Raw genomic sequence first — 21732 nt, forward strand, 5'->3', positions numbered from 1 at the left:
TGTAATTTCTGAGGCTAAACGGTTTTCTTCTTCACATTCAGATCTACGGATTTAAAAACAACAACGAAAATCGCAACTGAACGAGGCTGGAGCAATCCGGCCTTTTTGCCATTTGGCTATGGGATACAGCGAGAGTCGCGATACGGCGCACATGCCGTTTTTGAGGGGGTTGCGGCTTTGGCTTTCCGCTGGCATGATCCAGAACAGGGATTAATGAGGAGCATTAATCGCAATCTTTTGATTTTGTAGTAAATGACTCGGGGTGCCCTTCCTTGTGAAGGCTGAGAAATACCCGTACCACCTGATCTGGATAATGCCAGCGTAGGGAAGTCAGATGCCTGTCCGGCGTCCCTTCTTTCACGCCGGACAGGAGCCTTACTGTTATGCAACCTGACCTGCTACCCGGCGCAACCGCCGCCTCCGTTTTGCACCACCTCCGCCAGCATTCGCCGCTGGTTCACTGCATGACCAATGACGTAGTGCAAACCTTTACCGCTAATGTGCTTCTGGCGCTTGGGGCTGCTCCGGCGATGGTGATTGAAGCCGAAGAAGCGGCGCAGTTTAGCGGGCTTGCCAGCGCGCTGCTGATCAACATCGGCACCCTGACGTCAGAACGCGCGGTGGCGATGCTGGCCGCGATTCACGCCGCCAATAGCGCCGGAACGCCGTGGGCGCTCGACCCTGTCGCGGTGGGTGGTTTGGCTTTCCGTACGCGGTTTGCTCGCGAAATTATTCAACTGAAACCCGCCGCCATTCGCGGCAATGCGTCTGAAATCATGGCGCTGGCGGGGGAGCAGGCCGGAGGCCGTGGCGTAGACAGCACCGATGATGCACTTTCGGCGATCCCGGCGGCGCAAAAGCTGGCGCGCGAAACCGGCGCGGTGGTTGCCGTAACCGGCGAAACTGATTACGTCACCGACGGCGAACGAACGTTTGCCGTGACCGGCGGGGGAGAACTCATGACGCGAGTCGTTGGCACCGGCTGCGCGCTTTCCGCCGTGGTTGCTGCGTGCTGCGCTTTACCGGGGCACAGGCTGGACAACGTCGCCAGCGCCTGCCGCTTTATGTCGCTTGCCGGCGAGCAGGCCATCGCCGCCGGCCGTGGGCCGGGCAGTTTTACGCCAGCCTTCCTCGACGCCCTTTATCTGCTGAACGCGGAGGTACTGGCATGAAACGTATCAACGCCTTAACCATTGCCGGAACCGATCCAAGCGGCGGGGCGGGGATCCAGGCCGATCTGAAAACGTTCTCCGCGCTCGGCGCTTACGGCACTAGCGTCATCACCGCGCTGGTGGCGCAAAATACCCGTGGCGTGCAGTCCGTTTATCGCATTGAGCCTGAATTTGTGGCGGCGCAGCTGGATTCGGTATTGAGCGATGTGCGCATCGACACCACAAAAATCGGCATGCTGGCAGAGGCCGATATCGTTGAAGCTGTGGCAGAGCGGCTGGCGTTCTATAAGGCACCAAACGTCGTGCTGGACACGGTGATGCTGGCGAAAAGCGGCGATCCGCTGCTGGCCCCGTCGGCGGTGGATAGCCTACGCCGGAAGCTATTGCCGCATGTCGCGCTGATCACGCCCAATCTTCCGGAAGCGGCAGCGCTGCTGGATGCTCCCCACGCGCGCAGTGAAAAAGAGATGCGCGATCAGGGTGAAGCTTTACTGGCAATGGGCTGCGAAGCTGTGCTGATGAAAGGCGGGCACCTCGAGGATGCAGAAAGTCCGGACTGGCTGTTTACCCGTCACGATGTACAGCGCTTTACCGCGCCTCGCGTACAGACAAAAAACACCCACGGCACCGGCTGTACTTTATCTGCCGCGCTGGCTGCGCTGCGTCCTCGCCATGATGGCTGGGCGCAAACCGTGGCTGCAGCAAAAATATGGTTATCGAAGGCGCTGGCGCAGGCGGATTCGCTGGAAGTTGGGCACGGCATTGGCCCGGTACATCATTTTCACGAATGGTGGTAACTGTCGGTTAAGAGAGAAGTTTTTCGCCAGCGTAGTACCAGTGGTACTATACTGGCTTCATCTTCCCTGCCGGACAATTGCGTACCATGGAACAGGCTCATCACCAGTTAGTTGAACAGCTCAGGCACCGCTTTGCCGCCCCGGATAACGCTCCTCTGTACCTCAAGTTTGTCGAAACGGTAAAAGATGCAGTGCGCGCGGGCCTGTTGCCGCAGGGTAATATCCTGCCTGGGGAGCGCGATCTCAGCCAGCTTACGGGGGTGTCACGCATTACCGTGCGCAAGGCGATGCAGGCGCTGGAAGATGAAGGCGTAGTGACACGTTCGCGCGGCTACGGGACGCAAATTAACGCGACGTTTGAGTATTCGCTGAAAGAGGCCCGGGGCTTTTCACAGCAGGTTGTGCTCCGGGGTAAAAAGCCAAATACGCTGTGGGTGAACAAACGCGTGGTGAAATGCCCGGCAGACGTGGCGGAACAGCTCGCGATCCCGGCGGAAAGCGAGGTTTTTCTGCTGAAGCGCATTCGCTATGTGGATGAGGATGCGGTGTCTATCGAAGAGTCTTATGTGCCGACCGGGCTGATTGCCGACCCGGATGAGATTGGCGTTTCGCTGTACGACTACTTCCGCAGCCAGAACATTATTCCGCAGCGCACGCGCAGCCGGGTCAGTGCCAGAATGCCGGACAGTGAATTTCAGTCGCACATCAAACTGGAAACGCCGGTGCCGGTTTTGGTTATCAAACAGGTGGCGTTCGACCCGCATAACCGGCCCATTGAGTACAGCATCAGCCACTGCCGCAGCGATTTATACGTTTTCGTCTGCGAGGAGTAAGGTTTGCTCAAGCTGCGCGAGTTTTGGCGCGCAGTCCCCGCCCCGGTGGCCGACCACATAGCTGGCTACCGCATTGCCGAGGCTGACCGATTCTTCCAGGCTCCAGCCCGCCGCCAGGCCTGCAATTGTGCCGCCCGCGTGGCTGTCGCCCGCGCCGATGGTATCCACGACGGCAGTCGGGAAGGGCGCAGCGATTCCCATGCCATTGCCGTCAGCAAACCACGCGCCGTCCTTATCTAAACGCACAATCAGCGGGCTGCCGTAGCGAGCGAGCCATGCGCGGCAAATCGCTTCAATATTTTCTGCCGCCACCTCAAGCCATTCGGCAACAATTGCCGCTTCCTGGCGGTTGAGCGAAACAATTGGCTTGCAGGCCATAATCCGCGCCAGCAGAGGTTGCGGGATATCTGCAATACGCGGGCCAAAGTCGATGAACGGGGTAATTGCCCGCAGCGACTCCAGCCAGCCAACGAGCAGCTCCGCACCCGGCCCGGCAAGCTGGTAGCCAGAGAGCGAGAGCAGGCTACCTGGCGGGATGGTCAGGCCGTCAAGCCAGGCCTGATTCCACTGATGCTCGACGCCGCGAAACGACATAAAGGTGCGTTCGCCGTCGGGTTCGACCAGCGCCAGGCACCAGCCGTTGTCTCCCGTATCGGTGTGGATCTCGCTGCGGATGTGCTGTTTTTCCAGGCTGTTGCGAATAATATCGGCCCAGGTGCCCTGGCCAATTGGCAGCGCGTTCTGCGAGTCAATGCCGAGGCGCGAAAGCGTGATGGCGATGTTCAGCGCGCAGCCGCCAATGTTCACGCCCTGCTGATGCAGTTCGATATCGCAGCCGCGCCACGGGAGGGCGTAGGCGTCGGCGATGACGTCAATCACCGCCGAACCGAGCACGCAAACCGGGCGCTGAGCCTGCAGCTGGGGCAGTTTGCTCCGCAGCTCATTGGGCTTCATGGCTGGCCTCTCTTTGCTGGCGGTAAGCTATAAAAATGCGGCTGTAGCACGTGAAGTCGAGCTGGTTCTCTTCATCCAGTTCCTGTTTCAGCGCAGGATCGATGCTTTCCACGCCGTTAAGGGCTCCGCAGATAGCCGTGGCCATCGCGCCGATGGTGTCGGTGTCTCCGCCGAGGTTAGCGCACAGGATGGCGCAGCGGTTAGGGTCGGTTTTCGCCAGTTCGACCATCGCAATCGCCGCCGGTACCGACTCAACGGTGCTGGTACCGGTACCGACCAGCTGGTAAATATCTTCCATGGCGGATTCTGTACCGCGCGCTTTTCTTGCCACGCCCAGCGCTAATTCCAGGCGTGCCGCGAGGGAAGCACTAAACGTCGTGATGCGTTTTTCCTGCGCGTGGCGGGCAATGGACGGCAGTTCATCGCAAATTATTGCCCAGCTTGCGCCGTCGATAGCGCGGGAAATGGCCCAGGCAATAACGACCGCCCCGGCAATGGCCAGATCTGATTTGTGCGTCGGGCTCGAAGCTAACGCGACCTCGTCCACAAACTCATCGAGACTGGCCGTGGGCAGCAGGCAGCCAAGCGGGGAGGCTCGCATCGCCGCCCCGTTGGTTACGCCATTGTTTTCCAGCTCGCTTACCGGCGTGCCTTGTTTAATCGCATTCAGGGCTATTTTCGACGTCGGGCCGAGCACGTTTTTATTAAACGCATCAAACCCTTCTGCCCACGCCAGAATATGGCGACCAATGGCGTCCGGGTTGATAGCCCCGTGGTGCTCGATGATGGCGTCCGCCAGCGCCAGCGCCATTGAGGTGTCATCGGTAAACTTAGCGCGGGCAAAATAACAGGCGGCGTTGTTTTCTGCCGGGCCCGGCAGGAATTTGTCTATCCAGCCGAAGTGGGCCTTCACCCGCGAGCGCGGCCACAGTTCGGACGGCATTCCCATCGCGTCACCTAACATCTGGCCGTAAAAGGCTCCCAGAATACGATTTTCCATTGTTACGCTTCCTTTAATACTTTTTCAGATTCATCGCCGGTCACGGCGATGGCAGCAATCTCTTTGTCCGACTCGCGGAAGAAGACCATGAACAGCACGGCGATGACGGCAATCATTATTGCGCCAAAGCCCCACATCCCCGCCCAGTTAAAGGTCTGGCCGTTAACCGGCGAGGGGTAAGCAAACATTTTTTCCATCATTTTTCCGCCGAGGCTGTAGCCCAGCAGGCTGCCGAAGCCCTGGCAGCAAAGGGTGATCAGCCCCTGCGCGGCCGTACGCATGTACACCGGGGACTTCTTGTCTACGTAAATGTAGGCGGTGACGTAGTAGAAGTCGTAGCTCACGCCGTGCAGCAGAATGCCGAGGAACAGCAGGCCATAGGTGAACAGGTGCGAGGCGTCGCCGTACACAAAGAAGCCGTAGCGAATGGCGGCGGTGATCAAGCCCAGCAGCAGAACCTTTTTAATACCAAAGCGCTTAGTGAAGAACGGCAGCGCCAGCATAAAGAAGATTTCTGAGAACTGGCCGAGCGTCATCCAGCCCGTGGCGTTGTGCATCCCGACTTCGGTCAGGTAGCCGTTGGCGAAGATGTAGTAAAACGCCAGCGGCATCGCGAACAGGAAGGAACAGAAGAAGAAGACCAGGAAATTTTTGTCCTTCAGCAGAACGATGGCATCCAGGCCCAGCATCACCTTCAGGCTGAGCTTGCCGGTGCTTTTCGGCGGGGTGTTCGGCAGGAAGAACGCGAACATGCCTAACACAACCGAGCTAATGGCAGTGATCAGCAGCGGCACGTTGGTCGGAGAGATATCGCTAAAGCCCAGCATCTGCGGCAGGAAGCCACACACTATCCCGGAGGCAATCCAGCCGATGGTACCCATCACGCGAATACGCGGGAAATCACGCTCCACGTCGTCGACGTTGGAAAACGCGATGCTGTTGGTCAGCGCAATCGTTGGCATATAGGTGAGCGAGTAAGCCAGCAGCAGCGGGAAGAAATAAACAAACTCCGTTTGCTGAGCGGCAAGATACATCAGTCCGGCACCAACAAACATCAGCAGCGCCAGCACTTTTTGCGCGGCGAAGAAGCGGTCGGTCAGCGAGCCGACCAGGATAGGAGACAAAATAGCAGCGATGGCGGTGCAGGCGTAGGACCAGCCGATTTCTCCGGCTGTAAAACCACTTTTGTTGAGGAACAGCCACAGGGGCACAAACCAGGCGCCCCAGATAAACCATTCCATAAACATCATGAACGAAAGGCTAATCGTTGTACGTTTCATGCTCAGGACCTTCATGACAGGTGTAGGGTGTGCCTTAACCATACCAATGAATAATACCTTTTAAATACCTTTGCGTCGATTCTATGATCGCCCTTGCAAAAATAGCCGGGTGGCCACCTGGCTTTACTCCTGGAAAGGAGGCAAAAGTGCGCTCGAACTGGCAAATCCACGCCGTCGGTACCAGGCTTAGTGCGGCCGGTTTTTTAGACCCGGCAGAACAGGATTTTTCATGCGCAGCGGGCAGGGGGCTCGCTGCCTTTACGGGAGCGTATTATGACTGATATTGCGCAGTTGCTTGGCAAAGATGCCGACGGCTTGTTACAGCATCGTTGTATGACTATTCCGGCAGACCAGCTTTATCTGCCCGGCTCGGACTACGTTGACAGGGTGATGGTGGATAACAATCGCCCGCCGGCGGTGCTGCGAAACATGCAGACGCTGTACAACACCGGGCGTCTGGCCGGCACCGGCTACCTTTCTATTCTTCCCGTCGACCAGGGCGTTGAACACTCGGCGGGGGCTTCTTTCGCTGCAAATCCACTCTACTTCGATCCGAAAAACATCGTTGAGCTGGCCATCGAGGCGGGCTGTAACTGCGTGGCTTCTACTTACGGCGTGCTGGCTTCGGTGTCTCGCCGCTATGCCCACCGCATTCCGTTCCTCGTGAAGCTTAATCACAATGAAACCCTCAGCTACCCGACCACCTATGACCAGACGTTGTACGCCAGCGTTGAGCAGGCCTTCAACATGGGCGCCGTTGCTGTCGGGGCCACGATTTATTTTGGCTCGCCGGAATCCCGCCGCCAGATAGAAGAGATCTCCGCCGCCTTTGAGCGCGCGCATGAGCTAGGCCTGGTCACCGTCCTGTGGGCCTATCTGCGTAACTCCGCGTTTAAAAAAGACGGGGTGGATTACCACGTCAGCGCCGACTTAACCGGCCAGGCGAACCACCTGGCGGCGACCATCGGGGCCGATATCGTGAAGCAGAAAATGGCGGAGAATAATGGCGGCTATAAAGCGGTAAACTTTGGCTACACCGACGAAAAAGTTTACAGCAAGCTGACCACCGAAAACCCTATCGACCTGGTGCGCTACCAGCTGGCTAATTGCTACATGGGCCGCGCCGGCCTTATCAACTCTGGTGGTGCTGCAGGCGGTGAAACTGACCTGGCCGATGCGGTGCGTACGGCGGTGATCAACAAACGTGCGGGCGGTATGGGGCTGATTCTGGGGCGCAAAGCGTTCAAGAAATCAATGCCCGAGGGCGTGAAGCTGATCAACGCCGTGCAGGATGTTTATCTGAATGAGAAAGTGACTATCGCTTAAGCTCTGTTGAGTAAGGTTATAAAGCCCTCTTTTATGAGGGCTTTTTTATGCGAATTTTTATACTGTGGCATTATTACCCTAACCCTCTCCCTGGAAGGGAGAGAGGATAAAATATTCCCCAGTGCTTTTTTACTCCCTCTCCCTTTTGGGAGGAGAGAGAAAATCATATTCCCTGTCACCTGTTTTCTGCCTCTCCCCAAGGGATAAGGGGAAACAAACAGCCTCGTGCTGGCTTACCCCAATAGCGGGCAATTAGGCGGTAAACGACAGGCCAGCGCATTCGGATGCACTTCAATGCGAAAATGCCGTCCGCTCAGCGGTTCCCCGTCCAGGTTAAAGGTAATATCGTGCGGGGCTGAAATCTCAAACCAGGCCGATTTCCCTTCAATAATGTTCGGGTTTTCATCCGGGCGCGTCAGCGTCGTTAGCAGCGCAGGAAACAGGTCTTCACTGGTGAATATCCGCAGCTCAAGCAGCCCGTCGTTGATCAGCGCCTCCGGGCAAAGCTGTTGCCCGCCGCCGGCCTGGCGACCGTTGCCGATGCCAATCACCAGCGCGTCTCCCTGCCAGCTAAAGCCTTCCCCACGAATATCGCAGCGATCCGGTTTCAGCATATCCATGCGCATTAACCCATGAATAAAGTAAGAGACGCCGCCGAGCGCCGCTTTGAGTTTTTCCGGCGTTTCGGTGGTGATGCGCGTGCCAAATCCACCGGTCGCCATGTTGATGAAGAAGGCTTCTTCGTTGACCTGCACCAGGTCGATACTGGCGGCTTTGCCGAACAGCGCGAGGCGCAGCGCTTTTTCAAAGTCTTCCGGAATACCGACGCTGGTGGCGAAGTCATTGGCCGTCCCTAACGGTAAAATACCCAGCGCCGGGCGACTGTCCGGCGAAAGTTTCGCGAGGCAGGTGGCAATCTCATTGATGGTGCCGTCCCCACCGCCTGCAACCACGGTTTCTGCACCCTGGGTCAGAGCTTCCTGGATGTAGCGCTCTGCATCACCTTTTTCCCAGGTCACCCTGATATGCAGGGTGTAACCTTCCTCACGCAGCGTATGCACGGCCTCGCGCAGCTGTGGGTTTCCGGCACCTTTGCCGTTCAGAATTAAAAATGAATGCGGGGATCTCTCCATGACTTACCTCAGAAAAGTGAGCATTATCAAAGTGTAGAGCAAAGTTGGTTCGGGGGAGTAAGAACTGGCTGAATCAGCGAAAAAAAGAAAGCCTGCGCAAGGGAGATTGCGCAGGCCAAGGAGGTGGTTCCTGGTACAGCTAGCATTTATGGGTTATGTTTTTCAGCTTGCGTATAATAACGTTATCTTGTGTAACCGTATGTGATCGGTTTCTAAGAATGGTCTTAGCGCGAAAAATAACCCAAATTCACTAGTTTGCGTGCGGTTTACGGGTTGTCTGACCAGAGAGGTTGCGCATTAGCAGAGCATAATCCAGCGCTATCTCCTGAGGTACAGGCATCCATACGGTATGCCCGTCGCCCGGGGCCACCTCTATCGGCTGGGCCTTGCCGTTTTCCAGCGTTTCCAGCGTAAAGGTGATGTTGCCCTGTGGGGTCATCATTTCCAGGCTGTCGCCCAGCAGGAATTTGTTTTTCACCGCCACGGCAGCCAGGTCACCACGGCGTTCGCCGGTAAACTCGCCCACAAATTGCTGGCTCTCGGAAATGGAGTGACCATACTCGTAATTCTGGTGGCTGTCGTGGGTATGGCGGCGCAGAAAACCTTCGGTATAGCCGCGGTGGGCCAGGCCTTCCAGCGTTTGCAGCAGCGTAGGATCAAACGGCTTGCCCGCAGCGGCATCGTCAATGGCGCGGCGATACACCTGCGCGGTGCGTGCACAGTAGTAGTAGGACTTGGTGCGGCCCTCGATTTTCAGCGAATGCACGCCCATTTTGGTCAGGCGCTCCACGTGCTCGATGGCGCGCAGATCTTTTGAGTTCATGATGTAGGTGCCGTGCTCGTCTTCAAAAGCGGTCATGTACTCGCCCGGACGTTTGGCTTCTTCCACCATAAACACTTTGTCCGTTGGCGCACCGACGCCCAGCGTAGGCTCAACGTTTTGTACCGGAATCGGCTCGTGCACGTGGACGATATTGCCGATGTCGTCTTCTTTGCCTTCCTGAACCTTATATTCCCAGCGGCAGGCGTTGGTGCAGGTCCCCTGGTTAGGATCGCGTTTGTTGATATAGCCGGAAAGCAGACAGCGGCCCGAGTACGCCATGCACAGCGCGCCGTGGACGAATATCTCCAGCTCCATTTCAGGTACCTGTTCGCGGATTTCGGCGATTTCTTCCAGCGAAAGCTCGCGGGAAAGGATGACGCGCGTCAGCCCCATTTGCTTCCAGAACTTCACCGTCGCCCAGTTAACGGCGTTAGCCTGCACCGAGAGATGAATATCCATCTCCGGGAACGCCTCGCGCACCATCATGATAAGCCCTGGATCGGACATAATCAGCGCATCCGGGCCCATGTCGATAACCGGCTTAAGATCGCGAATAAAGGTTTTCAGCTTGGCGTTATGCGGGGCAATGTTCACTACCACGTAGAATTTTTTACCCAGCGCGTGGGCTTCGTTGATCCCGAGCTGGAGGTTTTCGTGGTTGAATTCGTTATTGCGCACGCGCAGCGAGTAGCGAGGCTGGCCCGCGTAGACGGCGTCTGCGCCGTAGGCGAAAGCGTAACGCATGTTTTTCAGCGTTCCCGCCGGGGAGAGGAGTTCCGGTTTAAACATGAAGTTCTCGGTCTGATAACAGGTCAGAACCGCTCCACCTGGTGAAGCGGCTAAAGTCGAGTGGATTACCACAATTTAAGGGCGGGAATTGTAGCGCCGTGAGGCTGGGGAGTAAACCGTCTTGCGAATTCAGGCGATGAGCGGGATACCGACAAACAGGAGCGACGCGAAGGCAATATTCTCCGCGTACTCTTTCAGCGCGTCGGTATTTTCTTTGAAATGCGCGATAAACTTGTCGAGCGCGGCGACTTCATCCGTCGCCGATATCTCAAAGCCAATTTTTTTAAATCCATCAGCGGTCAACTGTTTTTTCTCTTCCTCGCCAAGAGATGCCTTCGGGTAGATATTGAAGGCAATGTCTCTGCTATAGAAAACATATTTTTCCACGATGGTCTCCTTGACGGGAAGGCGCCGGTCAACGTTGACCGGCCTACGTTCTATCGTAGAGTTTTTTTAGTTATCTGAGCAGTCTACTAAAAGTAGTCGTCCCGAAGGCGAGTTAAATCACCCGCCCGGCGTCCGCCTCCCAGCGGTAGCCAACGCCGTACACGGCGCGAATAAACGACTGATCGATATCCAGCGATTCAAGTTTACGCCGCAGGTTTTTAATGTGGCTGTCGATGGTGCGGTCGGTGACTACGCGGTAATCGTCATACAGATGATTCAGCAGCATTTCGCGTGAGAACACCTTGCCCGGTTCGTGGGAAAGGGTTTTTAGCAGACGGAACTCTGCGGGGGTCAGATCCAGCAGTTTACCGCGCCAGCTGGCCTGGAAGCGGCCTTCATCAATCACCAGCGGGCTTTCTTCCGAACCGGCAGAAATGGCCAGCTGGCGTTTGCAGCGGCGGAGGATAGTTTTCACGCGGGCGACGACCTCGCGCGGACTGTAGGGCTTGCAAATATAGTCGTCGGCGCCAATTTCCAGCCCCAGCAGGCGGTCAATCTCCTCTATTTTCGCGGTCACCATCACGATGGGCACTTCGGAGAAACGTCGAATCTCTTTGCACAGCGTCAGGCCGTCTGTACCGGGGAGCATCAAATCCAGCAGAATGAGATCCGGCGGCGTGTGGCGAACGTACGGCAGCACCAGATCGCCGTGGTTCAGGAGAGTCGGCGCATAGCTTGCCGCGCGGAGATAGTCGATGAGCAACTGCCCAAGCTTAGGTTCATCTTCTACGATCAAAATACGGGGCGTACTGTCGTCAATCGGTAGCTCGGTCATAGTGTCCTCGACGTTTCTGTTTCCAGAGGAAGTTCAACGGTAATACTAACGCCGCCAAGGCGTGAATGGGAGGCGGTTAGCGTTCCTCCATGGGCGGTCACAATATTCTGGCAGATAGACAGGCCAAGTCCTGAGCCGCCGCTGGCGCGGTTGCGGGATCCTTCCGCACGGTAAAAACGGTCAAACAGCTGGCCTAGCTGCTCGTCCGAGACGCCGGGCTCGCTGTCGTCAAAGCTCATTACAAACTGCTGATTCACGATTTTACCGCTAATCACCAGCTGTCCGCCGCTGTCGGTATAGCGGAGGCTGTTTTCCAACAGGTTATTGAACAGCTGCATCAGGCGGTCTCCGTCCCCAAAAATGATAGCGGATTCCGGTAGCGCCAGGCGTATCGCCAGCCCCCGGGAGTCGAAGCGGGAACGAAATGCCCCGGCAACCACCTCCAGCAGCGCGATGATATCCAGCGATTTTTTCTGGTAGGCCAGCGCCCCTTCATCGGACATGGAAAGCTGGTGCAGGTCGTCAACGAGCTTGGTCAGGGTGGCGACTTCCATCTGCAGTGAGGTGACGGACTCCGGCGTAAACTGGCGCACGCCGTCCTGAATGGCCTCCAGTTCGCCGCGCAAGACGGCAAGCGGGGTCCGCAGCTCGTGAGAGATATCCGCCATGTAAGCCCGGCGCATCTTGTGATTTTTTTCCAGAGTGCTGGCGAGCTGGTTAAAGTCCTGTGCCAGTCGCCCCAGTTCATCCTGGCTGCCAACCGCGACCCGGGTGGAGAAATCGCCGGCGGCCAGCTTGTGGGTACCATCAACCAGGCGTTTCACCGGGGCCAAAAGGCCACGGGCGAGCAGGAAGGTGGCCGCCGCCGCCAGCAAACTGGACAGGGCAACGATTATCCAACTCGTGCGCCGCTGCTGGCGGTCAAAGTTAATGTCGGTATTGCGGGTCAGTCGCTCAATGGGGGAGGCAATCACCCAGCCAACGTCCTGACCATTGACGTTAATCGCTTTGCGCATCCCGTCTGGAGGGAGCTTTTCTCGCGGGCCAACCAGAACCTGATAGTTTTGATCGACCACCCAAAACTTGGTGCGCCAGCCCTGCGGAGGCATGCCGTGTGCTTCATCACCGTCGCGCTCAAACGAACGTAAAATCTGAAATACAAACCTGTCGTTGTGCCGCAGGAAGCGCCAGTTGCCGTGAAGCGCATATTGCTCACCCAGGGCATCACTCAGCATCTCAATGCGCTGGGTATTGCCGCGCTTGATGTAGTCGATAAAGCCGCGCTCAAAGCTTAATCTCACGCCCCAGTGCATGATGGCCAGCACCAGCAGACAGGTGGAAAATATGGCGAGGAATAATTTCCCGGTGATCCCGGAGCGGCAGAGTTTCATGTTTCGCTCCTTTTACGGCGGCTGATTACCGTATTTTCTGAACGGTCATTTGGGACGCGGGCAAACAGCAATGCCGGAAGGGCAATGACCAGCGCCATGCAGAAATAGGTGTACATAAAGATACTGTGAGCCTGTTCCCCACCGGCCGGAAGTTGCTGGTGGCCAAACATGCCCAGCAGCAGGCCAGCGACGGTCACGCCAATACTCATGGAAAGCTGCATGACCATTGAGAGCATGCTGTTGCCGCCGCTGGCGAGGTCATCCGGCAGATCTTTTAGCGTCAGCGTATTCATGGAAGAGAAGCGCATAGAGTTGACCATGCCCTGCACAAACAGGACGACCGGCAGCAGCCAGAACCATCCCATCAGGGCCGTACCCATAAACATCAGCGTGATCAGCGCCAGGCCGAGCGTGGCGACGACCAGTACGTTGCGGTAGCCGAAGCGGTTGACGACCTGCACAACGATACGCTTCATGCCCATGCTGCCCAGCACCATAGGGACCATCATCAGGCCGGCATGGAGCGGAGAAAATCCGAGCCCAATCTGCAAAAACACCGGCGTCATAAACGGCAACATACCGCTGCCGATGCGTCCGCACAGACTGCCCAGCAGGCCAAGCGAAAAGGTTTTCGTGTTGAACAGATTGAGATTGAACAGCGCGTTTTCGTTGTCGCGCGCATGCCAGAGATAAAGCAGAATGGCGATAACCCCCCCGAGGATCAGCAACCCGAGCGTTTCGCTGGAAATACCCAGGCCCTTTTGCCCGTCCAGCGCAATGGTCAGCGCCGCCATCCCGAACGCCAGAAGCAGGAAGCCGGAAATATCAAAGCGACGGGTTTGCATGGTGTAGTTAGGCATCAGCCACAGGGTCGCTATGGCTCCAACAATGCCGACCGGAATGTTTATCAGGAAAATCCAGTGCCATGACGCGTACTCCACCAGCACGCCGCCCAGCGCAGGGCCAAGCAGGGGGCCAACCTGGCCTGGGATCGTCACGAAGGTCATCGCCGCCATATACTGCGCCCGCGGCACGATTTTCATTACCGTGAGGCGCCCCACCGGCACCATCATGGCGCCGCCAATGCCCTGCACGACGCGCGCCAGAACAAGCTCATTGAGCGTTGAGGCGTTGGAGCAAAACAGGGACCCGAGAGTAAAAAGAACGATCGCCGTGAAGAAAATATTGCGAACGCCCACTCTGTCCGCCAGCCAGCCGCTTGCCGGGAGCATGACCGCGACCGTTAACACGTAAGCCACCACTACCGAGTGCATGTGCAGCGGGCTTACGCCCAGACTATGCGCCATTGAGGGAAGGGCGGTATTAACAATCGTGGTGTCCAGCGCCTGCATAAAGAAGCCAAAAGCGACAATCCACAACTGCCAGCGAACGGCGGTGGGCAAATCGGTCATACGGACAGAGCCTTACTTTCACGGGGTTTGCGGCTAAAGCGCAATCTCAGTCGGTCAAAGAACAGGTAAACCACCGGCGTGGTGTAAAGCGTCAACAGCTGGCTCACCACCAGTCCGCCTACGATGGTGATCCCCAGCGGCTGACGCAGTTCTGCACCATCACCGCTGGTCAGCACCAGCGGTAACGCGCCAAACAGCGCGGCCAGCGTGGTCATCATAATCGGGCGGAAACGCAGCAGGCAGGCCTGGAAAATTGCCTCTTCCGGCGTTAAATCACCCTTACGCTGCGCCTCTATCGCGAAGTCCACCATCATGATGGCGTTCTTCTTCACGATACCTATCAGCAGCATGATACCGATTAGCGCAATCAGGCTGAAGGGGGCGCTGAAAAGTTCCAGCGCCAGCAGCGCCCCGACGCCCGCAGAGGGCAGCGTCGAGAGGATTGTCAGCGGGTGAACATAGCTTTCGTACAATATACCCAGCACGATATACACCGTGGCAATGGCCGCCAGAATCAGAATCACCTGCGAGTTCATGGTCTGCTGGAACACCTGTGCCGTCCCGGCGTAGCTGCCGCGCACGGTGGACGGTACGCCCAGCGAAGTCATGGTTCTGTCGATGGCGTCGCTGGCTTCAGAAAGCGATACCCCGTCAGGCAGGTTGAACGAGATGGTTGATGCGGCGGACAATCCCTGATGGTTAACCGACAGCGGAGCGTTCGCTGGCTGCCACCTGGCAAAGTAGGAGAGGGGGATCGACTTCCCTTCGCTGTTAATCACAAACATCTGGTTAAGCGAGCTGATGTCCTGGGTGTAGCGCGGGTCGACTTCCATCACCACCTTATACTGGTTCAACGGCTGGTAGATGGTGGAGATCTGGCGCTGACCGAAGGCGTTGTTGAGCAGATTATTGGCATCCGAGACGCTGATCCCCAGCCGCGACATGGTTTCACGGTCGTAAATCAGATCCATCTCCGAGCCGTTATCCTGCTGGTCGGAGTTAACGTCCGCCAGTTCCGGCAGCGCCGCCAGCGCTTTACGGATTTTCGGCTCCCACTCTCGCAGGGCGCTTAACTCATCGGAAAGCAGCGTGTACTGGTAGCTGGCATTCGCCTGACGGCCACCAACGCGAATATCCTGCACCGCCATTAAGTAGAGGTTGGCGCCGGGTTCTTTTGCGAGCTTGCCGCGCAGCCGGTCAATCACCTGCTGGGCGGTTTCACTGCGTTCGCTCAATGGCTTCAGTGAGATAAACATCATGCCGCTGTTAACCCGGGAACCGCCGGTAAAACCAGTGACGTTATCCACCGCCGGATCTTCACGGATGATCTTCATAAAGTCCTGCAGCTTCCCGCGCATGGCCTGGAAAGAGATGCTCTGATCGGCCTGAATATTGCCCATTAGCCTGCCGGTGTCCTGCTCCGGGAAGAAGGTTTTCGGGATAGCGATGTAGAGCCAGACGCTCAGGGCTATCGTACCGAGAAGTACCAACCCCACCAGCCGCGTATGGTTCAGCACCCATTTCAGCGAGCGCGCGTAGCCGCCCTGCATGGCAATCAGCAGGCGACCAAATCCACGGTTTTTGTTTCTCTTTTCCGGCGGCCGGTTTTTCAGCAGCCAGCCACACATCATCGGCGTGAGCGTGAGCGACACCACCAGCGAAATCCCGATAGCGACCGAAAGCGTGACCGCAAACTCGCGGAATAAGCGCCCCGGCAGTCCGCCCATTAACAGCAGCGGCAGGAAGACGGCCACCAGCGACAGGCTCATGGACAGCACGGTAAAGCCCACTTCCCGCACGCCCTGAAGCGCCGCCTGCATCGGCTTCACGCCCGCTTCCAGATGACGGGAAATATTTTCCAGTACCACGATGGCGTCATCGACCACAAAGCCGGTGGCGATGGTCAGCGCCATTAGCGACAGGTTATTGAGGCTGAAGCCGCACAAATACATGGCGGCAAAAGTCCCGATCAGCGACACCGGCACGGCCACCGCCGGAATAAAGGTCGCTCGCCCTGAGCGAAGGAACAGAAATACCACCAGAATGACCAGCGACACGGAGATCACCAGCGATTGTTCTACTTCGGCCAGCGAGGCGCGAATGGTCGGTGACCGGTCCTGGGCCACCTGAAGGTCGATGGAAGCCGGAATGGTTTCTCGTAATTCGGGGATTTTGGCGCGAATACGATCCACGGTTTCGATGATGTTTGCTTCCTGCGACTTGCGAATCATCAGCAGGATGGCAGGTTTGGCGTTGGTCATCCCGGCGTTACGCACGTCCTGCACGCTGTCGGTGACGCTGGCGACATCCTGAAGCCGCACAGCCGAACCGTTATTGTAATGCACGATAAGCGGCATATAGTTTGCCGCTTTTTTTAGCTCGTCGTTGGTCTGAATTTGCCAGCGACGCGCGCTGTCTTCTACCGAACCAAGAGGGCGACGAACGTTGGCATTGCTGATTGCAGTGCGGACAGCATCCAGCGATACACCCTGGTTAAACAGTGCCTGAGGATTAAGGTCCACGCGCACCGCGGGCAGGGAGCTCCCGCCGACGTCTACATCACCCACGCCGTCGATTTGCGAGACGGTTTGCGCGAGCTGCGTGGAGGCAAAATCATACAGCTCGCCCTGCGAAAGCGTATCGGAGGTGAGCGTCAGGATCATGATCGGCGCATCGGACGGGTTGGCCTTGCGGTAAGTTGGCCGCCCAGGCATCCCGCTGGGCAGCAGGCTTTGGGCGGCGTTGATCGCCGCCTGCACGTCCCGCGCGGCACCGTTGATGTCGCGGTCGAAATTAAATTCCAGAATGATGCGGGTGCTGCCCAGCGAACTGGACGAGGTCATTTCGTTGACCCCGGCAATCCGGCTCAGGGAACGCTCCAGCGGCGTGGCCACGGACGACGCCATGGTTTCCGGCGACGCGCCCGGCAGCGAGGCGCTGACCATGATCACCGGAAAATCGACCTGCGGCAGCGGGGCAACCGGCAGCAGGCGGAAGCCCAGCACGCCGCACAGCGTAATGGCGACGGTCAATAAAATCGTCGCCACCGGGCGGTAAATGAAGAGGGCAAAAAACTTCACTTACGCCTCCTCATGCTGTCGGCCGAAGCGACGACGCGTGTAGTGCGACAACCGGTCGAACAGCAGGTAAATCACCGGCGTGGTAAACAGCGTCAGCACCTGGCTGAGCAGCAGTCCACCCACCATGCCGATACCCAGCGGGCGCCGAAGCTCTGCGCCAACGCCGGTTGAAAGCATCAGCGGGAGCGCGCCCAGCAGCGCGGCGAGCGTGGTCATCAGAATCGGACGGAAACGCAGCAGACAGGCCTGGTAAATCGCTTCGTAAGGGGCCATGCCCTGTTCACGCTCGGCGGCCAGCGCAAAGTCGATCATCATGATCGCGTTCTTCTTCACGATACCAATGAGCAGGATGATGCCGATGATAGCGATAACGTCCAGTTCGGCCCCAGCCAGCATCAGCGCAAGCAGCGCGCCAACGCCCGCCGTGGGCAGCGTCGACAGAATGGTGATCGGGTGAATGAAGCTTTCATACAGCACGCCAAGCACGATATACATCGCCACGACCGAGGCAATAATCAGCCAGATTGTACTGCCCAACGCGGCCTGGAAGGCGAGAGTGCTGCCCTGGAACTGCGTCGTGATATCCGACGGCATCGCCAGCTCTTTTTCCGCCGAGGTAATGGCATTCACCGCGTCGCCCAGCGATTTCCCTTCTGGGACGTTAAAGGAGAACGTGGTGGACGGGAACTGGTCGAGGTGATTGATCGACAGCGGGGCAAAGCGCTGCTCCACCTTTGCAATCGCGCTTAATGGAATGCTGCCGCCGGTGCTGCTGGTAAGGCGAATGTTGTCGAGCGCGCTCAGCCCTGGCGTGGTGCTGGTGTCATGTTCGAGTACCACGCGATACTGGTTGGCCTGGGTGTAAATGGTTGAAATCAGACGCTGGCCGAAGGCGTTATACAGGGCGCTGGTCACCGATGACATGTTGATGCCGAGGCGGCTGGCGCTGTCGCGGTCAACGTTGACGTAGGCCATCAGCCCCTGATCCTGCCAGTCACTGCTGATATCCGCGAGCTGAGGCAGCGTTTTAAGCTTGTCTTCCAGCTGCGGCACCCAGGTGCTGAGTTCGTCCAGCGAGGTCGCTTGCAGAGTGAACTGGTACTGAGTGCGGCTCACCGTGGTGTCGATGGTCAGATCCTGGATCGGCTGCAGATAAAGCTGCACGCCCGGGACGCTGGCGACATTCTGCTGCAATCTGTCAATCACCGTCGGGATGCGGTCATCACGGTCGCTGAGCGGCTTAAGGTTAATTTGCAGGCGGGCGCTGTTTAACGAGGGATTGGTGCCGTCAACGCCGACAAACGACGTCAGGCTTTCCACCGCAGGGTCTTTCAGTATCACGTCGGCCACCTGCTGCTGGCGCTGAGCCATGCTGGCGAAGGAGACCGACTGCGGAGCCTGCAGCGTGCCCTGGATGATGCCGTTATCCTGAATAGGGAAGAAGCCTTTGGGGATAAATATCCACAGCACAATGGTGAGCGCTAATGTGCCAAAAGCGACGCTAAGCGTTAGCCACGGATGATTCAGCACCTTGCTTAGCAGGCGGCCATAGGCGGCAATGATGTTATCAAACATCTTCTCGCTGGCGCGGGAGAAACGGTTCTGTTTACGCAGCGACTCGTGGCTCAGCATTCTGGCGCACATCATTGGCGTCAGCGTCAGTGAAACCACGGCGGAGATTAAAATAGAAATTGCCAGCGTGACCGCAAACTCCCTGAATAGCCGCCCCACGATATCGCCCATAAACAGCAGTGGGATGAGCACCGCAATGAGCGAGAAGGTCAGGGAAATAATGGTAAAGCCGATTTCTCCGGCACCTTTTAGCGCGGCGGCAAGCGGTTTCTCGCCTTTTTCGATGTAGCGAGAAATGTTCTCGATCACCACGATGGCATCATCTACCACGAACCCAGTGGCGATGGTCAGCGCCATCAGCGTCAGGTTATTGATGGAGAAATCAAGGAATACCATCACTGCAAATGTGCCGACGAGCGACAGCGGCACGGCGACGGCAGGAATGATGGTGGCCGGCACGTTGCGCAGGAACAGGTAAATGATCATCACCACCAGAGCAATGGCCAGCATCAGCTCGTGCTGGGTGTCGGTCACGGAGGCGCGAATGTTGGTGGTACGGTCGCTGAGCAGTTTCACTTCGACCGACTTCGGCAGGCTTTGGGTCAGCGTCGGCAGCATCTGGCGGATGCTGTCTGCCGTCTCAATGATGTTGGCCCCAGGCTGGCGCTGGACGTTCATCACGATGGCCTGCTGCTTGTTCGCCCAGGCGCCAAGCCAGCTGTTCTCTGCCCCTTGCTCAACGGTAGCGATATCCCCCAGGCGAATTGGCGCACCGTTCTGATAAGCAATGATTAAATCGCGGTATTCCTGGGCCGACTTCATCTGGTCGTTGGCGGAGAGCGTGACGGCACGTTCAGGGCCATCCAGGCTACCTTTGGCGGAGTTGACGTTGGCGTTGGTGATGGCGGTACGAATGGTTTCGCTAGTCAGGCCGAGTGCGGCAATCGCCGGCGCGTTCAATTTAACGCGAACGGCGGGGCGCTGGCCGCCCGCCAGCGTGACCAGGCCCACGCCAGAAACCTGGGAGATTTTCTGGGCTACGCGGGTTTCCACCATATCTTCCACCTGCGTCATCGGCAGGGCGGTTGAGGTCACCGCAAGCGTCATGATAGGCGGATCCGCCGGGTTGACCTTGCTGTAAACCGGCGGGTTTGGCAGGTCGGTGGGCAGGAGGTTGGTCGCGGCGTTGATGGCCGCCTGCACTTCCTGTTCGGCAACGTCAAGCGCCAGCGTCAGCTGAAACTGAAGGGTGATAACCGACGCCCCCCCGGCGCTTTGCGAGGACATTTGTTTCAGGCCAGACATCTGCCCAAACTGGCGTTCGAGCGGGGCAGTGATGGCCGAGGTAATCACATCCGGGCTGGCGCCGGGATAGAGCGTGACCACCTGAATGGTAGGGTAGTCCACCTCCGGTAGTGCTGATACCGGGAGAAAACGATAGCCAATAATCCCCGCCAGCAGAATTGCCACCATCAATAGCGTGGTGGCAACCGGACGGAGAATAAACAGGCGGGAAGGGCCGCCCGTGGAGCCAGGAGGTAACACCTGCATCAGGAGCGTGCTCCGTTGTGTTTGTGGCCGGGTTTCGCCTGAGCGGCAGGTTTCGCGTTATCGTCGGCCGCGCTGTGCGGTTCGACAACCTCAACCTGTGCGCCTTCCGTCAGGCGGTCAATGCCATCGGTCACCACGCGATCGCCTGCGGAAACGCCGGCGGCAATCACGACTTTCTGGCTGTCCTGAATCCCCGGCGTGACCAGATGTTTACTGACTTTGTTATCGCCGTTCAGTACCCAAACGAAGTGGCCTTCGTTGCCCATTTGCAATGCACCGGCTGGGATCACCACGGCATTTTGCTGGGTGTCCACCAGCATACGGGCGTTCACAAACTGATTTGGGAACAGCGCGTCATCCAGATTATCAAAGCGGGCTTTCAGCTTGATGGTGCCGGTGGTGGTATCGATTTGGTTATCAAGGCTCAGCAGTTTACCGCCGCTGAGTTTTACGCTGTTGGTGCGGTCCCAGGCTTCAACGCTCAGCGTTTCACCGGCTTTCTGCGCTTTAATCACCGTCGCGATGTCGTTTTCCGGCAGGGTGAACACCAGGTCAATCGGGTGCGTTTGCGTCAGGACGACAATACCGTTGGTGTCGCCGGTGGAAATCTGGTTGCCAATATCAACCTGTTTCAGGCCAACCCGGCCGTCGATAGGGGCGGTGACGCGGCTCCAGTTAAGCTGCAGCTGAGCGCTGGCCACGGCTGCTTCATCGGCTTTAACCGTGCCGAGCGTGGATTCCACAAGCGACAGCTGAGTATCGAGATCCTGGCGGGAGACTAAATTAGTTTTTACCAGCTGTTGGTAGCGGGCCAGGTCGCGGCGAGCGTTTGCCAGGGTGGCCTGATCCTTAGCCAACTGCCCCTGGGCCTGAGCCAGCGCGACTTTAAACTGGCTTGGGTCAATTTCTGCCAGCAAATCACCGGCTTTCACCTGCTGGCCTTCCTGGAAATGAATGGCCAGAAGCTGCCCGTCAACGCGGCTACGCACCGTCACGGTATTGGCCGCGACGATCGTGCCAAGGCCGGTTAGGTAATGCGGCACGGCTTCACTGGTTGCCGTTGCAGCCTGAACCGGAGCCAGCGCCCCGCCACGCATTCCGCGTCGGCCGCCCTGGGCTGATGTCTGGCCTGTTTTAGCCTGGGGCTGAGTCCCCGAAGATGCATTATGGCTGCGCCAGAACCAGACGGCGGCTATCACCACGAGAATAAAGGCTGTAATCCACAACCAACGGGAAGTCTGTGTGCCTTTCATAGATGACGTGTTCTCTTCCTGAAACGATTTTAGGCGTAATGTTACTAGTTTAGTAACGGATAGCCCCGCAATGATGGAGGAAATATGAAGTACTGTCAGATTAGCAACATATAGTAAGTAAGTGATGTTTTCGTGGCCAAATAA

Annotated in this window: 16 protein-coding genes and 1 riboswitch; of the genes, 4 read left to right on the forward strand and 12 right to left on the reverse strand. The window is 57.5% G+C overall.

What is annotated here, in order from left to right:
- Window positions 1–248: 248 nt before the first annotated feature.
- Window positions 249–345: riboswitch (TPP riboswitch) on the forward strand.
- Between the two features lie 38 nt (window positions 346–383).
- The 3 genes from thiM (at window position 384) to F3J29_RS02765 (ending at window position 2802) form a co-directional block, all read left to right on the forward strand.
- Window positions 384–1172, forward strand: coding sequence for a hydroxyethylthiazole kinase (gene thiM, locus F3J29_RS02755; protein ID WP_166862812.1), 789 nt, complete (start codon window positions 384–386; stop codon window positions 1170–1172).
- Complete coding sequence (gene thiD / locus F3J29_RS02760; protein WP_166862814.1) at window positions 1169–1969, forward strand: bifunctional hydroxymethylpyrimidine kinase/phosphomethylpyrimidine kinase; 801 nt, start codon at window positions 1169–1171, stop codon at window positions 1967–1969. Before thiM ends, thiD begins: the two co-directional genes overlap by 4 nt.
- Before the next feature lie 86 nt (window positions 1970–2055).
- Window positions 2056–2802, forward strand: a complete 747-nt coding sequence (locus F3J29_RS02765; protein ID WP_166862816.1) for a GntR family transcriptional regulator — start codon at window positions 2056–2058, stop codon at window positions 2800–2802.
- On the opposite strand, the gene F3J29_RS02770 is transcribed toward F3J29_RS02765, so the two are convergent.
- From F3J29_RS02770 to F3J29_RS02780, 3 genes are read right to left on the reverse strand one after another with little or no spacing between them, the layout of a single operon-like run.
- Window positions 2776–3756 carry a PfkB family carbohydrate kinase gene (locus tag F3J29_RS02770; protein ID WP_166862818.1) on the reverse strand — a complete coding sequence of 327 codons (981 nt, stop codon included), beginning with the start codon at window positions 3754–3756 and terminating at the stop codon, window positions 2776–2778. The two genes, F3J29_RS02765 and F3J29_RS02770, sit on opposite strands and share 27 nt — an antisense overlap.
- Entirely contained in the window at window positions 3743–4756 is a 1014-nt protein-coding gene (locus tag F3J29_RS02775) for an ADP-ribosylglycohydrolase family protein (protein ID WP_166862819.1), read from the reverse strand. Before F3J29_RS02775 ends, F3J29_RS02770 begins: the two co-directional genes overlap by 14 nt.
- Before the next feature lie 2 nt (window positions 4757–4758).
- The gene (locus F3J29_RS02780; RefSeq protein WP_166864889.1) at window positions 4759–6051 is read right to left on the reverse strand and encodes a nucleoside permease; all 1293 of its coding nucleotides are present in this window, start codon (window positions 6049–6051) and stop codon (window positions 4759–4761) included.
- 258 nt (window positions 6052–6309) lie between these two features.
- Here F3J29_RS02780 and fbaB point away from each other — a divergent pair, with 258 nt between their 5' ends.
- Window positions 6310–7362, forward strand: a complete 1053-nt coding sequence (gene fbaB, locus F3J29_RS02785) for a class I fructose-bisphosphate aldolase (RefSeq protein ID WP_166862821.1) — start codon at window positions 6310–6312, stop codon at window positions 7360–7362.
- A gap of 233 nt (window positions 7363–7595) precedes the next feature.
- Here fbaB and yegS read toward each other — a convergent pair whose 3' ends face one another.
- The 9 genes from yegS to F3J29_RS02830 form a co-directional block, all read right to left on the reverse strand.
- Window positions 7596–8495: a lipid kinase YegS gene (gene yegS / locus F3J29_RS02790; RefSeq protein ID WP_166862823.1), complete on the reverse strand. Its 900-nt coding sequence runs from the start codon at window positions 8493–8495 to the stop codon at window positions 7596–7598.
- Window positions 8496–8745: 250 nt separating this feature from the next.
- On the reverse strand, window positions 8746–10107 hold the full coding sequence (gene trhP / locus F3J29_RS02795) for a prephenate-dependent tRNA uridine(34) hydroxylase TrhP (protein WP_166862825.1): 1362 nt from the start codon (window positions 10105–10107) through the stop codon (window positions 8746–8748).
- A 129-nt stretch (window positions 10108–10236) separates the two neighbouring features.
- Window positions 10237–10494 (reverse strand): hypothetical protein, encoded by a 258-nt coding sequence (locus F3J29_RS02800; protein WP_166862827.1) that lies wholly within the window; start codon window positions 10492–10494, stop codon window positions 10237–10239.
- Window positions 10495–10606: 112 nt separating this feature from the next.
- Window positions 10607–11329, reverse strand: a complete 723-nt coding sequence (baeR, locus tag F3J29_RS02805) for an envelope stress response regulator BaeR (RefSeq protein WP_166862829.1) — start codon at window positions 11327–11329, stop codon at window positions 10607–10609.
- Entirely contained in the window at window positions 11326–12720 is a 1395-nt protein-coding gene (gene baeS, locus F3J29_RS02810) for an envelope stress sensor histidine kinase BaeS (protein ID WP_166862830.1), read from the reverse strand. The genes baeR and baeS overlap by 4 nt, the downstream gene beginning before the upstream one ends.
- Entirely contained in the window at window positions 12717–14132 is a 1416-nt protein-coding gene (locus tag F3J29_RS02815) for an MFS transporter (protein WP_166862831.1), read from the reverse strand. The genes baeS and F3J29_RS02815 overlap by 4 nt, the downstream gene beginning before the upstream one ends.
- On the reverse strand, window positions 14129–17212 hold the full coding sequence (gene mdtC / locus F3J29_RS02820; protein ID WP_166862832.1) for a multidrug efflux RND transporter permease subunit MdtC: 3084 nt from the start codon (window positions 17210–17212) through the stop codon (window positions 14129–14131). Before mdtC ends, F3J29_RS02815 begins: the two co-directional genes overlap by 4 nt.
- On the reverse strand, window positions 17213–20335 hold the full coding sequence (locus F3J29_RS02825) for an MdtB/MuxB family multidrug efflux RND transporter permease subunit (RefSeq protein WP_166862833.1): 3123 nt from the start codon (window positions 20333–20335) through the stop codon (window positions 17213–17215).
- The gene (locus F3J29_RS02830) at window positions 20335–21588 is read right to left on the reverse strand and encodes an MdtA/MuxA family multidrug efflux RND transporter periplasmic adaptor subunit (protein WP_166862834.1); all 1254 of its coding nucleotides are present in this window, start codon (window positions 21586–21588) and stop codon (window positions 20335–20337) included. The genes F3J29_RS02825 and F3J29_RS02830 overlap by 1 nt, the downstream gene beginning before the upstream one ends.
- Between the last annotated feature and the right edge of the window lie 144 nt (window positions 21589–21732).

Origin of the sequence: Enterobacter sp. Cy-643, assembly GCF_011752815.1 — a bacterium.
Taxonomy (GTDB): Bacteria; Pseudomonadota; Gammaproteobacteria; order Enterobacterales; family Enterobacteriaceae; genus Cedecea.

Excerpts from the sequence above, each read along its gene's own strand:
- yegS (WP_166862823.1), bottom strand. The coding sequence starts at position 8,495 with ATGGAGAGATCCCCGCATTCATTTTTAATTCTGAACGGCAAAGGTGCC.
- F3J29_RS02770 (WP_166862818.1), bottom strand. The coding sequence starts at position 3,756 with ATGAAGCCCAATGAGCTGCGGAGCAAACTGCCCCAGCTGCAGGCTCAG.
- baeR (WP_166862829.1), bottom strand. The coding sequence starts at position 11,329 with ATGACCGAGCTACCGATTGACGACAGTACGCCCCGTATTTTGATCGTA.
- F3J29_RS02780 (WP_166864889.1), bottom strand. The coding sequence starts at position 6,051 with ATGAAGGTCCTGAGCATGAAACGTACAACGATTAGCCTTTCGTTCATG.
- thiM (WP_166862812.1), top strand. The coding sequence starts at position 384 with ATGCAACCTGACCTGCTACCCGGCGCAACCGCCGCCTCCGTTTTGCAC.
- fbaB (WP_166862821.1), top strand. The coding sequence starts at position 6,310 with ATGACTGATATTGCGCAGTTGCTTGGCAAAGATGCCGACGGCTTGTTA.
- F3J29_RS02830 (WP_166862834.1), bottom strand. The coding sequence starts at position 21,588 with ATGAAAGGCACACAGACTTCCCGTTGGTTGTGGATTACAGCCTTTATT.
- baeS (WP_166862830.1), bottom strand. The coding sequence starts at position 12,720 with ATGAAACTCTGCCGCTCCGGGATCACCGGGAAATTATTCCTCGCCATA.
- trhP (WP_166862825.1), bottom strand. The coding sequence starts at position 10,107 with ATGTTTAAACCGGAACTCCTCTCCCCGGCGGGAACGCTGAAAAACATG.
- F3J29_RS02815 (WP_166862831.1), bottom strand. The coding sequence starts at position 14,132 with ATGACCGATTTGCCCACCGCCGTTCGCTGGCAGTTGTGGATTGTCGCT.
- F3J29_RS02775 (WP_166862819.1), bottom strand. The coding sequence starts at position 4,756 with ATGGAAAATCGTATTCTGGGAGCCTTTTACGGCCAGATGTTAGGTGAC.
- F3J29_RS02825 (WP_166862833.1), bottom strand. The coding sequence starts at position 20,335 with ATGCAGGTGTTACCTCCTGGCTCCACGGGCGGCCCTTCCCGCCTGTTT.
- F3J29_RS02765 (WP_166862816.1), top strand. The coding sequence starts at position 2,056 with ATGGAACAGGCTCATCACCAGTTAGTTGAACAGCTCAGGCACCGCTTT.
- thiD (WP_166862814.1), top strand. The coding sequence starts at position 1,169 with ATGAAACGTATCAACGCCTTAACCATTGCCGGAACCGATCCAAGCGGC.